Annotated in this window: 5 protein-coding genes and 2 rRNA genes (1 of these 7 running past the window's edge); all 7 read left to right on the top strand. The window is 42.5% G+C overall.

Annotation, left to right across the window (positions count from 1 at the left end):
* Complete coding sequence (locus DYE54_RS05470) at window positions 1–1,269, top strand: metallophosphoesterase family protein (RefSeq protein WP_115310289.1); 1,269 nt, start codon at window positions 1–3, stop codon at window positions 1,267–1,269.
* Window positions 1,259–4,159 (top strand): ATP-binding protein, encoded by a 2,901-nt coding sequence (locus DYE54_RS05465; RefSeq protein ID WP_115310288.1) that lies wholly within the window; start codon window positions 1,259–1,261, stop codon window positions 4,157–4,159. Before DYE54_RS05470 ends, DYE54_RS05465 begins: the two co-directional genes overlap by 11 nt.
* Before the next feature lie 355 nt (window positions 4,160–4,514).
* Window positions 4,515–9,113, top strand: a complete 4,599-nt coding sequence (gene gltB / locus DYE54_RS05460) for a glutamate synthase large subunit (RefSeq protein WP_115310287.1) — start codon at window positions 4,515–4,517, stop codon at window positions 9,111–9,113.
* Window positions 9,114–9,330: 217 nt separating this feature from the next.
* Window positions 9,331–9,948, top strand: coding sequence for a TPR end-of-group domain-containing protein (locus tag DYE54_RS05455; RefSeq protein WP_245935694.1), 618 nt, complete (start codon window positions 9,331–9,333; stop codon window positions 9,946–9,948).
* Between the two features lie 38 nt (window positions 9,949–9,986).
* Window positions 9,987–11,132 carry an efflux RND transporter periplasmic adaptor subunit gene (locus tag DYE54_RS05450; RefSeq protein ID WP_115310286.1) on the top strand — a complete coding sequence of 382 codons (1,146 nt, stop codon included), beginning with the start codon at window positions 9,987–9,989 and terminating at the stop codon, window positions 11,130–11,132.
* A 521-nt stretch (window positions 11,133–11,653) separates the two neighbouring features.
* Window positions 11,654–13,216: ribosomal RNA gene (locus DYE54_RS05445) — 16S ribosomal RNA — on the top strand.
* Window positions 13,217–13,520: 304 nt separating this feature from the next.
* Window positions 13,521–14,291, top strand: a 23S ribosomal RNA gene (locus tag DYE54_RS05440); it runs 2,162 nt beyond the window's last position.
* Together the 16S and 23S rRNA genes form the textbook arrangement of a ribosomal RNA operon.

The raw sequence follows: 14,291 nt of genomic DNA, 5'->3' as shown, positions 1-14,291 counted from the left end.
ATGATACCATTTCGTTTTATACAATGTGGAGATCTTCATTTAGGGACTCCTTTTAAATATATAAAGTCATTAGGTAAACAAGTGGACGAGGCGGTGAATCGAGCTACGTATCGCTCCTTTGAAGCCATTGTTGACCTAGCTATAGAACAACAAGTGCAAGCTGTGTTGATTACGGGTGATATTTATGATAGTGATACCCATAATTTAGAGTCACAAGTTCGCTTTGCTTATGAATGTGAACGGTTAAGTGCGCATTCAATTCCCGTATTTTTAGTGCAGGGAAATCATGATCCGGCTGAGAGTTGGCTTCGAAATATTCGTTTACCTGACATGGTGCATATTTTTTCAGCTACGCAAAGTGAACGAAAGGCGCTATTTTCTAAAGGAAAAGTGGTAGCTTATATATATGGCATTAGTTGCAGTGAGCAAAATCGTGCTGATAATGTGGCACAATTTTTGAAACCTTGGGCGGATGATCCGTTTTCAATTGGCATATTTCATGGAACAGTAGGCAGTACGCCTGATCATGAAGTGGTAGGACCGACGTCTTTGTCTGAATTGACAGAATCACCTATGAAGTATTGGGCGATTGGGCATATTCATAAACGACAAATTTTGCATGAAGCTCCTTATGTGGTATACGCTGGGAATACTCAGGGGCTACATAAGAAAGAAGTGGGGGCGAAAGGCTGTTATTTAGTGGATGTGAGTGCAACCGGACAGGTTAGTATGCAGTTTCAAGAAACAGCACCGATTCGTTTTGAACAGGTAACCATAGATATAAGTAGTCTGACGAATAATTCGGATATTGTAGAAATGATTCGCCATAAGAAAGAAATGCTACGAAAATTAAAGAAACAAGTGTTACTAGAAATTATATTAACCGGTACGGGCACATTACATGGTTTGTGTAGTGAACCAGAGGCGCAACAGGTATGGCTTCAGATGGCGCAGGACGAAGAGAAGAATAAGTTCAATTTTGTGATGCCTTATGCGATTGTAGATAAGACTGATGGTATTACTGACTGGACGGCACGACGTGAGATGGAGGATATGGTAGGTGACTATTTGCGCAGTTATGATACCTTAGGGAAACTTCCTAAAGGAGAACAAGCGATGCGTATACGAGCACTCATTGCTGACCGTCCAGAGAGTAAACGATTAGGCATTTATAGTCAATTGTTAACAGATGAAGTTTTAGAAGAAGCATTGCGACGAGCAGAAGTTGTAGGGGCTCGTTGCCTCATGGGAGATACAGATGAGGATTAAGGAGATATATATTAAAGAGTTTGGCCCCTATCGGGATTGGTCATTTATACCAGCTACGTCAGGGGTGCAGGTCATATATGGACCTAATGAAAGTGGTAAAACTTCCTTGCTAGAAGCCTTACGCTTTTTACTATTTGGCAAGAAGAGTAAAACGTATGGCTATGGGTCAGGTCACTTAATTGTAGAACGTGAAGGTGTAACCTATCATATTGGTCGCGACGGGAAAAAATTAAATTTTTATCCTTTGGGTAAAGGACCTATTGCGGAAGAACCAGCGACTTTGTGGTGGCATGGATTAGATAAAAAGACCTATGATCGTATTTTTGCTATTACTGTGGATGAATTACAAGGGGCCGATGTATTGGCTGAGGTTGAAGTGCGGGCTCGTTTCTTTGGCGGTGAAGGTGGCGAACGATTAAGTACAGCTGTTAAAGATATTGAAAAGGCGTCTTCAGATTTGTTAGTAGCTTCGGCTAATGGTAAACGCAAAATTAATGTGCTTATGGAGCGTTTGAAACAAGTTCGCGACACTATGGCGAATCTAGGTAAGCATGAAGAGGCGTATGCAGCGTATCAGCAAGAGCTAGATGGTATGGTCACCACTGAAAAAGAATTGACTGAACGACTTAAAGAATGGCAAGAGTATGGCAAAGATGTAGATTTAGTCTTGCGAGCTTGGGATGTATATAAACGAGCCGAACATGCTAAAGAACAAATGAATACCTATGCGGTGACAGACTTATTAGAGAAAGAGGCCTTCTATGCACTGGATGAAAAGATTACGCAGTGCCGTAATAATATGCAGCTATGGAGTGGCAAAGAAGCAGGCTTAGTGCCTGATAATTTTGCGCCTGATTCTTTAATTGGTGTATATAGTCAAGAAATTGAAGGCCTTTTTCAGGAATTAGGGAAATGGACGCAATTACAGAAAGAATGTGACCAAGGGCATAACTATTTGAAGCGGGTTAAAGAGCAATTGGAAGTGTCTCGGACTTTACATAATGCTTGGCGTGCTGATGCAGAGATGCCTGCGGAAGTGAATTGGGCCGAAGGCGAATCTTTAGCTAGACAATTGCGCAGCGCTCAGGATAATTATTTGCATTGGCAAAAACGAAAACCGGTGGAACCAGTTGAATTGGCTAATACAAACGTGAAAGAGGAAGAAAACTCTTTGAAAGCTTTAGAGGCGGGGATTAAAGCCATAAAAGAAGCTTATACGGCCTATGATGAGGCGGTGACTGCACGAAAAGCTTTGGTTGATAACCTACCAAAACCGTACTATCGCTATGGGGCGATTGGTCTGTTAGTAGTTGCTGTATTAGCCCTTTTGATGATGGCGGATATGGGGCCTTGGGTAGCTCTGGTGCTGTTTTTAGCTGGTGTGGTTTTATTTGTATATGATTGGCAAGGCAAGCGTAAACAACAAGGGCACTATGAAGCAGTTATTCATCAATGTGAGCGGCAACAACAACTATTAGAAAAGTTAGCACATGATGTAGGCGTGACAACGCCACAGTCGGCGGCTGATGTTGTAGATTTAGAAGACTCTGTAAAAGAAAAACGAGCCACATTTAGTAATCAAAATATAGCATTAGCTAAAATTCACAGTTATGAGCAATTGTATAATCAGTGGTTAGCGGAAGGTAAAGAGTTGGAGGCTGCTGGAAATAAAGCGATGGAAGCATGGCAGCGCTGGTTGCCTCAAGGGGCTAGTCGAGTACTAACGGATAACCAGTTTTTTGCGTTAAAGCAAGAATATGATACGTACATGGAGGATTTAAACCAGTACAAGGAGTATGAAAAACGATTACAAGAACATGAGGCTGGTTTACATGAAATTGAAAGCCGCTGTGCTGCTTTATGGGAGAAACTAGAATTATCGATTCCTGTTACGCCTATTGAATTGCGCCGTGTATATAACCTCTTAAAATCCCATCGGCAAAATCAAGTTCGCTGGGAACAAAAGGAATCACAACGTCGTAATTATCATGAAGAATATGAACAGTGGAGTCGTCAGGAAAAAGCGCTACTGTTAGAGCAAGCCGAATTATTACAAAAGAATGGAATTACTACTGCTGGTGAATATCGACAACGTTTATTATTGCAGGACCAATATATACAATGGCAAAAAGTATATGAGCAAAGCCGAGATCAATTGGCTCTGTTTGCCTCTAAAAAGGACAGTCATGAAGCGTTGTATCGTCGTTTAAAAACAGGCAATAAAGAAAAGTGGCAATCTGAAGCGGAACGAAGTCGTTCGGAAGTACAAGCCCTTGAAAAGCGGTTAGCTTCTTTGCATGAAAAGCGTGGACAAGTACAAGAAGCGATGCGCACGTTATCACAGGATAAGGCTATGTCGTTAGCTTTACAAGAAGAACAGCAGTTAGAAGGGGAGTTACAAGAAGCACTAACTGCTTGGGCTACGCAAGTTTTAGTAAGTCATTTTATGGAACTGGCCCAAATGGATTATGAAAAAGACCGTCAACCAGAAGCCATGGCGAATGCCTCTTCCTATTTATCGATGATGACCGATGGTAAATACACATTGCAGTTAGGCGATACAGCTTCGTCTTTACAGGCCGTATTAGCTTCTGGGGAAGTTGTGCCCACAGAGCGATGGAGCAGTGGGCTAGGGGATCAAGTATATCTCGCACTACGCCTTAGTTTAGCCAAAGTATTTGGCGAGCGCGTGGAATCTTTGCCTATTATTTTAGACGATATTTTATTGCGCTTTGATGAAAACCGTCAAGACGCTGCGTTAAAGTTATTGGCGCATATTGGTATGGTAGAACAGATATTAATCTTTACCTGTCAGCAAGGTACGGCGGAACGGAGTGCTCAAATAGAAGGAATGGATGTGTATGATTTGAGTACTCGAGATACTTTATAAAGATAAAATTTGGCGTTTTATAAATGAAAATGGTATAAAAATACATATTGATAGAATATAGTTGATTATTCCTATAGATGAATTGAGGACTTCTTACTTAAGTAAGAAGTCCTTTTGTATTTGAAAGTACCTTGTATACATGAGATTATTGCACAGTATTTATATGTTATTTCTATATGCATTTCTTGAGAAAGGAGAGTATAATATAAACAATCTATTTTCTATAGAATTAATGACGTTGGAAAATTTTTACACCATAGATGTTAGTAAATAGGGTGTATTGTGTAGAAGTTTTTACATACGGAGCGTTGGTTAGAGGAAAGAGAGCGTATAGGGTTGGAAGGAGCAAGGACTTATGGAACAAAGAGAGCAATTAGGGACAACACAAATTGAAGTACAACAACAAGAACAGGCACAGTGGCAAGCTAAGGGGCTATATAATTCAGCCTATGAGAAAGATGCTTGTGGTATGGGTTTTGTAGTTGATATTAAAGGTCGTAAATCTCACGATATTATTGATGATGGTTTGCGTATTTTAGAACGGCTTGAACATCGTGGTGCTCGTGGGGCTGATGCTTCATCAGGTGATGGGGCTGGTATTTTAGTGCAAATTCCACACAATTTTTTTCAGCGGGAATGTGAAGTATTGGGATTTTCGTTGCCACCCGTTGGTAGTTATGGTGTAGGCATGATTTTTGCACATCGGTATGAAGCTTTACGGAATAAGCAAAAAGCAATCCTAGAAGACATTGTACGGGCGGAAGGGCAAGTGGTTCTTGGCTGGCGTGAAGTACCTGTGGATTCTCATGCTGTAGGGGCCGAGGCAGCCGCTATTCGTCCTTGGTTCATTCAGATCTTTATTGGTAAGGGCGATAATGTAATGAATGACGAAGAATTTGAACGTATTTTATATGTTATTCGTAAAGAGGCCGAAAAACAGATTATTCCACTGAGTAAAGCAGACAGTGGCGACTTTTATATTGCTTCTTTATCGGCTAAGACTATTGTATATAAAGGTATGCTTACGCCAAAACAGTTGCGTGATTTTTATTTAGATTTAGTTGATTTGGACTTTACGTCGGCATTGGCTATGGTACATTCTCGTTTTAGTACCAATACATTTCCAAGTTGGGCTAGAGCACATCCAAATCGTTTTATTGTTCATAATGGGGAAATTAATACGATTCGTGGCAATATTAACTGGATTAATGCACGAGAAGGGAAAGCGAGTTCGGAATATTTCCCTCAGATTAAAAAAGTATTCCCCGTTGTTGATGATACTGGCTCTGACTCAGCCATGTTTGATAATACTTTAGAGTTTTTGTATATGACAGGACGTAGTTTACCACATGCTATGATGATGATGATTCCTGAACCTTGGGAAAAGAATCAACTTATGAGTCAAGAAAAACGTGATTTCTACGAATTTAATAGTTTTATGATGGAACCTTGGGATGGGCCAGCTGCTATGGGCTTTACTGATGGGACTGTTATCGGTGGAGTACTTGATCGTAATGGGTTACGTCCTTCCCGCTATTACATTACTAGTGATGATCGTTTGATTATGGCCTCTGAAGTAGGGGTGGTGAATGAATCAGCAGAAAACATTCGACATAAAGGTCGCCTAGAGCCAGGTAAAATGTTGCTCGTTGATACGAAGGAACAACGCATTGTATCTGATGAAGAAATTAAGCATCGCATTGCCACTGAGAAGCCTTATGGTGAATGGGTAAAAGAGCATATTATTCATTTAGAAGATATTGCACCAGCTGATGAAGCGGATATTCCAACAATTACTAATTTAAAGGAACAGCAACAAGTATTTGGCTATACGCAGGAAGATTTGGTACGTATGTTGCAGCCTATGGCCAAAGATGGTAAAGATCCAGTGGGCGCTATGGGGGCCGATGCACCATTAGCCATTTTGTCAGATAAACCACAATTGCTATATAGTTATTTTAAACAGTTATTTGCTCAAGTTACTAACCCGCCTATTGATGCGATTCGTGAAGAAATGGTCACCTCTACCGGGGTGATGTTTGGTAATAGTGGTAATATGATGGATCCGCATAAAAGTGGTACTTACTGTGTATCGTTGGATCGCCCTATTTTGACAAATAAAGAGTTTGCGGCTATTAAACAGCTGGATTGTCGGCGAATGAAGAGTACGACATTGTCCATTTTATTTAATCCTACAGATGGAAGTCAGGGGATGCGTCAGGCTTTGGCTGAATTGTGTACGAAAGCAGAAGAAGCAGCTCGTTCAGATTATAATGTGTTAATTTTATCGGACCGCGGTGTAGATGCTACACATACACCGATTCCTGCGCTATTAGCTGTGGCAGCTGTACATAATCACTTAATTAAAAAAGTATTGCGCACGGATATTGGTTTAGTACTAGAATCTGGGGAACCACGAGAAGTCCATCATTTTTGTACGTTAATTGGCTATGGCGTAACCGCTATTAATCCTTATATTGCGTTTGAAACGGTAGCTAATTTGCAAAAAGAAGGTCGTTTGGGGTCAATTTCACCAGAAGATGCTGAACATAATTATATTAAAGCCGTCGTAGGTGGTATTTTAAAAGTTATGTCTAAAATGGGCATTTCTACTGTACGCAGTTATCAAGGGGCGCAAATTTTTGAAGCTGTGGGCCTTAATAGCGATTTTATTGATAAATATTTTGTAAATACACCAACTCGGATTGGTGGGATTGGCACGGAAGGGGTAGCCCGTGAAGCATTAGCTCGTCATGCCCGTGCTTTTGAAACAAAGGATACAGTACTGGAAGCTGGTGGCTTTTATGGCCCTATGAAAGAGGGGGAACCTCATTTATATAACCCCAAGACGATTGATTTATTGCAACAAGCATGCATTGATAATAACTATGAGTTATATAAAGAGTATGCCCGTGAAATTTGTCAGGGCTATCATGTAACATTACGTAGTTTACTTGACTTTAATTACCCTGTGGGCGGAGGAATTGCTATTGAAGAAGTGGAGCCTGTGGAATCGATTGTGAAACGTTTCAAAGGTGGGGCTATGAGTTATGGGGCTATCAGTAAGGAAGCTCATGAAACAATTGCTATCGCTATGAATCGTTTAGGTACAATGAGTAATTCTGGTGAAGGGGGCGAGGATGCTAGTCGCTATGAATTGTTGCCGAATGGCGATAATCGGTGCAGTGAGATTAAACAAATTGCCTCTGGTCGATTTGGTGTGACTTCGGAATATTTAGTAAATGCTAAAGAATTGCAGATTAAGTGTGCGCAAGGGGCAAAACCAGGCGAAGGTGGTCAATTGCCGGGTAAAAAGGTATATCCGCCTATTGGGAAGGCCCGTCACTCTACGCCAGGGGTAGAATTGGTATCGCCACCACCTCATCATGATATTTATTCTATTGAAGATTTGGCAGAATTAATTTTTGATTTAAAAAATGCCAATCGCAATGCTCGAATTAGTGTCAAGCTTGCCGCTGAGGCAGGGGTTGGTACAATTGCGGCTGGTGTGGCTAAAGCTAAAGCCGACAATATTTTAATCTGTGGTTATGATGGTGGTACTGGGGCCGCTGGTCGTACGGGAATGCGTCATACAGGGGCACCTTGGGAACTTGGTTTAGCGGAAACTCATCAAACATTATTGTTGAACCGTTTACGAGACCGTATTATTCTTGAGGTAGATAGCAAACTTATGACAGGCTTTGATATTGCGGTAGCGGCTTTATTGGGCGCAGAAATGTTTGGCTTTGGTACCTTGCCGTTAATTGCAGTTGGCTGTAAAATGGCTCGTGTATGTAACTTGAATACCTGCCCGTATGGTGTGGCTACTCAAGATGAAACATTGCGTAAGAATTTTAAAGGGAAACCTGAATATGTAGAGCATTTGATGATATTTTTAGCCCGTGAGCTTCGTGAAATTATGGCTCGTTTGGGTATTCGAACGGTGCAAGAAATGGTAGGGCGGGTTGATTTATTACGTCAAAAAGTAACAGATGATAATTATAAATTATCTCGTGTTGACTTGAAACGTATTCTATTCCGCCCGTATACAGATATTTCAGTAGGCCATTATCATCAAAATGAACAAGATCATGAATTGGCGAAGACGCTTGATGAAGGTAAATTGCTTCGTATGTGTCGGCCCGCAATTGAAGAACAAAAACCGATTCGTGCTAAATTAGCTATTAATAATACACATCGTGTAGTGGGCACTATTGTGGGAAGTGAAATCACGAAACGTTATGGTGCTAATGGGTTAGCACCTAATACGATTAAACTTAATTTTGTTGGTAGTGCAGGTCAAAGCTTTGGAGCATTTATTCCTAAAGGGATGACTATGGAGCTGGAAGGCGATGCGAATGATTATTTAGGCAAAGGGTTATCCGGTGGGGTCATTACGGTATATCCCCCAAGAGCATCTTTGTTTGAAGCGGATCAGAATGTTATTATTGGCAATGTCGCATTTTATGGCGCTACAGCGGGTGAAGCCTATATTAGTGGTCGTGCTGGTGAACGGTTTGCTGTTCGTAATAGTGGGCTTACGGCTGTAGTAGAAGGTGTGGGTGACCACGGTTGTGAATATATGACTGGTGGTGAAGTACTTGTTCTTGGCAATACAGGTCGAAATTTTGGGGCCGGTATGTCTGGTGGCTATGCTTATATTTTAGATTTCGATGTACGCAAATGTAACACGAGTCTAGTAGAGCCCCGTGCAGCGACGGAACAGGATTTGGAACGAATTAAAATGTTAATTGAAGGGCATGTACTTCACACTAATAGTCGTAAAGGTCGTCATATTTTAGATAATTGGCAGAACTTTGCTCATCGTTTCACTAAAATAGTACCGACTGCTTATGAAGCTATGAAACAGGCTATTGCTGCTTATGTAGCTAACGGATTTACTGAAGATGAGGCGCAATTACAAGCCTTTAAAGATACCTATCATATAAAATGATAAAAATAGAATGAAGTTTTTAAAAGAAGTTCAATTTTAGTAAATTTAAAGCGATTATAATGAGTCCGATTATTGTTAATGAGATTAGACTAAATCTCTTGCAAACGGGCTCATTTTGCGTTATTCTCTCTTTTTCGTGGATTGAATATTTAGAATTTATTGGAAATGGTATATAATGAATGACAGAAAACCGTTTGTGGAGGGCAAAGGAGAAAAAGTGAAATTTACATATACAGTAAGTGGGATGATGATTGTGTTAACTTTAGTGCTCAGTGGTTGCGGTGCTGAAACAACGTCTAATGAATCGGTTAAAGTAGTGACGCCCAATACGACTGTGGCTACCAAAGCACAACCAGTGGAAGCTGTGGCAGAAGCGACTCGTTTATTACAAAAAAATGAGTACACGGCAGCGATTGCAAAGGCGGATGAGATTTTGAAGATATATCCTAATTCAGACGAAGCCTATTCAATTAAAGGAATGGCGATGGGGCTTAATGGAGCAGCCCAAGGTGGATTAGAATTTACTAAGAAAGCGTATAAAATAAACCCTAATAATGTAAGTAATTACTATAACATGGCGATGCTGTATAAGTTAGAAGGTAATTTACAGGAGGCTAAAAATTGGTTTGAAAAGGTATTGGCTAAAGATCCTCGTAATACGTGGTCTGTTTATGGTATTGCGACGATTTATGCTGATCAAGGCAATGATGAGAAGGCCTTAGAATGGTTAAAACAGGCCATATCAATAGATCCAGTAGTAAAAGATGTGGCTCGTACACAGGATCATTTTGTCCGGTTTCATGGGAATCCAACCTTTGATGCTCTTGTGAAATAGTTTGAATAATAGCAGCTTAATAGAGTGGAGGCGTACAGATGACAAAGCGACAACAACGAAACATTCGTTGGTCCGTTATTCCTATCATTATGGTAATGATGTTGGCTTTAAGCGGTTGTTTTGGGCCAACCAAAGTAACTACAGTGGAAGTAGATACAAAAGAAATGCCTGTTAAGATTAGTAATGATGCTAATATTACAGCCCTTAATAAAGTGACGATTGAACCTACCGTATCAGGACAAGTGAGTACGATGGCTGTCAAAGTAGGCGATGAGGTAAAACAAGGCCAAGTGGTGGCTATGCTGGATACGAGCACATTACAAACACAGTTAAATCAATTGATTCAAGAATTAGGTGAACAACAGAGTCATGCAGGTGTGCAAGCCGTGCCACAGGAAACGACCGTAGTGCCGGGGGCCGTATCTTCTGCTGATGTAAATCGCGCTCACGAAATGATGATGAATGGCATTATTACAGAAAAAGAATACCAAACGATTGTACAACGCTCGCAAGCGACTGTAGTAACTAGTGGTGGAGGCTATGTGGCAACCGGTGGTGGTATGGAAGTGGCGGGGATTCAAGCAGCCATTGCCCAATTGCAGACACAGATTGCTCAGTCACAAATTGTGGCACCAATGACGGGGCGAGTGGCGGCTATTTATAATGAAGATCGTAAAGTGGCTATTGAAGGTCGTCCCTTTATGCTTATTCAGCAGAATACCCCTGTTGTAGCTTCTTTAAGCATTCCGCAGAGTTTTGCATTGAAGTTAGCGGAACCTGCTAATAAAAGTACCTTGAAAGTGTATTTAAAAGTAGATGATAAAGAAATCCCTGGTGAATTAACTTATGTTGATACGAATGCACCAGCTGGTACGCCGAGCGTATTGGTAAAGGCAACATTTAATAACACTGATGATGTGATTAAACCAGGTGAATTCTATACTCTTGTCATTGAATCATCAGCAACGGCACCCGTTATTGCTGTACCGAAGGAAGCTGTTCATGAAAATAAAGATGGGAAGTTTGTGTATGTCGTAACAGCGGATAATACAGTTGATGTTCGGGTTGTTGAAACGAGTGAAACGGTCGATGGATATACGGCGATTGTTATGGGGTTAAGCAAAGGGGAACGGATTATTACGTCCAAAGGAAACTTTGAACTGGGGGAACAAGTTACTTATTAAGTGAGATTGTAGAGACTGTTGAGTCACAGTAAAACATGCTGAGGCTCAACAGTTTTTACTTTTTTGTGAAAAAATAAAAAAAGGGGTTGACGTTTAAGGTTTACTTTGGTAAGATAGTCAAGTCGTCACTTGAGGGTACAACTTATGAAGTACTACAGGTGGTAACCTAACAAGTTAGTGTTGTATTAGACAGCCATATGAATTTGTTAGAAGTAGCAATTATGTTTCAAATTTGTAAATAACTTGTAAAAAAGTTGTTGACAGAATGAGATGTTGGTGCTACAATATAAAAACCGTCAGAGATGACGGTGAGAAAAATGCAAAACTGAAATGCGTGGATTGCAAATTAGTTTTGTAACAGATCTTTGAAAACTGAACAATGTAAGGTAATCATTTTTAACGAAATGAACATAGCCAGAGTGCGGGTTTCAATTAGTTGAAACCAACCAAATAAATTCTAAGTTAGATAACTTCGGTTAAGCTAACAACAACGAAAACGAGCTAGCAAATAGCTCCAAGATATCTTGGAGAGTTTGATCCTGGCTCAGGACGAACGCTGGCGGCGTGCTTAACACATGCAAGTCGAACGGAGAGCGATGGAAGCTTGCTTCTATCAATCTTAGTGGCGAACGGGTGAGTAACGCGTAACCAACCTGCCCTTCAGAGGGGGATAACAACGGGAAACCGTTGCTAATACCGCGTGCGAATGAACTTCGGCATCGGAGTTCATTGAAAGGTGGCCTCTATTTATAAGCTATCGCTGAAGGAGGGGGTTGCGTCTGATTAGCTAGTTGGAGGGGTAATGGCCCACCAAGGCAATGATCAGTAGCCGGTCTGAGAGGATGAACGGCCACATTGGGACTGAGACACGGCCCAAACTCCTACGGGAGGCAGCAGTGGGGAATCTTCCGCAATGGACGAAAGTCTGACGGAGCAACGCCGCGTGAGTGATGACGGCCTTCGGGTTGTAAAGCTCTGTTAATCGGGACGAATGGTCTTTGTGCGAATAGTGCAGAGATTTGACGGTACCGGAATAGAAAGCCACGGCTAACTACGTGCCAGCAGCCGCGGTAATACGTAGGTGGCAAGCGTTGTCCGGAATTATTGGGCGTAAAGCGCGCGCAGGCGGTTTCGTAAGTCTGTCTTAAAAGTGCGAGGCTCAACCTCGTGAGGGGATGGAAACTATGGAACTAGAGTATCGGAGAGGAAAGCGGAATTCCTAGTGTAGCGGTGAAATGCGTAGATATTAGGAAGAACACCAGTGGCGAAGGCGGCTTTCTGGACGACAACTGACGCTGAGGCGCGAAAGCCAGGGGAGCGAACGGGATTAGATACCCCGGTAGTCCTGGCCGTAAACGATGGGTACTAGGTGTAGGAGGTATCGACCCCTTCTGTGCCGGAGTTAACGCAATAAGTACCCCGCCTGGGGAGTACGGTCGCAAGGCTGAAACTCAAAGGAATTGACGGGGGCCCGCACAAGCGGTGGAGTATGTGGTTTAATTCGACGCAACGCGAAGAACCTTACCAGGTCTTGACATTGATGGACGAAACAAGAGATTGTTTTTCTCCTTCGGGAGCCAGAAAACAGGTGGTGCACGGCTGTCGTCAGCTCGTGTCGTGAGATGTTGGGTTAAGTCCCGCAACGAGCGCAACCCCTATCTTATGTTGCCAGCACTTCGGGTGGGAACTCATGAGAGACTGCCGCAGACAATGCGGAGGAAGGCGGGGATGACGTCAAGTCATCATGCCCCTTATGACCTGGGCTACACACGTACTACAATGGGCTTTAATAGAGGGACGCGAAACCGCGAGGTGGAGCAAACCCCAGAAACAAGCTCTCAGTTCGGATCGTAGGCTGCAACTCGCCTACGTGAAGTCGGAATCGCTAGTAATCGCAGGTCAGCATACTGCGGTGAATACGTTCCCGGGCCTTGTACACACCGCCCGTCACACCACGAAAGTCGGAAGTACCCAAAGCCGGTGGGGTAACCTTCGGGAGCCAGCCGTCTAAGGTAAAGTCGATGATTGGGGTGAAGTCGTAACAAGGTAGCCGTATCGGAAGGTGCGGCTGGATCACCTCCTTTCTAGGGAGACATACACGAAAGCAAGACTTTCGATGTCACTTAGGTCGACACTTTGGCGCTTAAAACTAAGGTTTAAGACACTTTACATTGTTTGGTTTTGAGAGATCTGTAAAGACTCTCAGTTCATATAACAAAATATGTGTATATGAGCATTGTTCTTTGAAAACTACATAGAAGATAGATAATAATTTGTAAGGTAAGCCTCTTGGAGGAATCCAAGGGTTAACCAAGCACATTAGGAAATAATTCTCTGATTTATAGAAGTAGGTTAAGCTACAGGCAAGACGAAAGTCTTAAAAATCTAAGTAAAGATTTTAAGGGCGTACGGTGGATGCCTTGGCTATACTGGCCGATGAAGGACGCGGTAAGCTGCGAAAAGCTACGGAGAGGTGCAAGCAACCATTGACCCGTAGGTCTCCGAATGGGGGAACCCGGCGGAAGTTATGTTCCGTCACCCATACCGTAGAGTATGAGGAGGGCACCTGGGGAACTGAAACATCTAAGTACCCAGAGGAAGAGTAATCAAACGAGATTCTCCTAGTAGCGGCGAGCGAACGGGGAAGAGCCCAAACCGGATCGGGAAACCGAACCGGGGTTGAGGACTGTCAACAAGTGTAAATGGGATAGAAGAATAGCGTTGGAACGCGCAGCCGTAGAAGGTGAAAGCCCTGTAATCGAAATCCTGCATGCATGGGACAGTATCCAGAGTACCACGAGACACGTGAAACCTTGTGGGAAGCAGGGGGGACCACCCTCCAAGGCAAAATACCAGTATGGACCGATAGCGCATAGTACCGTGAGGGAAAGGTGAAAAGCACCCCGGGAGGGGAGTGAAAGAGAACCTGAAACCGTATGTCTACAAACAGTCGAAGCGCGTATAATTGCAGCGCGACGGCGTGCCTATTGAAGAATGAACCGGCGAGTTACTGTTACTAGCGAGGTTAAGTGGAAAACATGGAGCCGAAGCGAAAGCGAGTCTGAATAGGGCGATTAGTTAGTGATAGTAGACCCGAAACCGTAGTGATCTATCCATGGCCAGGTTGAAGCACAGGTAAAATTGTGTGGAGGACCGAAC

The sequence above is a fragment of the Veillonella criceti genome (genome assembly GCF_900460315.1).
Classification (GTDB): Bacteria; Bacillota; Negativicutes; order Veillonellales; family Veillonellaceae; genus Veillonella_A; species Veillonella_A criceti.
The sequence above is the reverse complement of the archived record's forward strand: the minus strand, read 5'-3'. Positions and strand labels throughout refer to the sequence as shown.

Bases quoted from the DNA above. Each gene is read 5' to 3' on its own strand.
- DYE54_RS05470 (WP_115310289.1), top strand. From the start codon at position 1: ATGATACCATTTCGTTTTATACAATGTGGAGATCTTCATTTAGGGACT.
- DYE54_RS05465 (WP_115310288.1), top strand. From the start codon at position 1,259: ATGAGGATTAAGGAGATATATATTAAAGAGTTTGGCCCCTATCGGGAT.
- gltB (WP_115310287.1), top strand. From the start codon at position 4,515: ATGGAACAAAGAGAGCAATTAGGGACAACACAAATTGAAGTACAACAA.
- DYE54_RS05450 (WP_115310286.1), top strand. From the start codon at position 9,987: ATGACAAAGCGACAACAACGAAACATTCGTTGGTCCGTTATTCCTATC.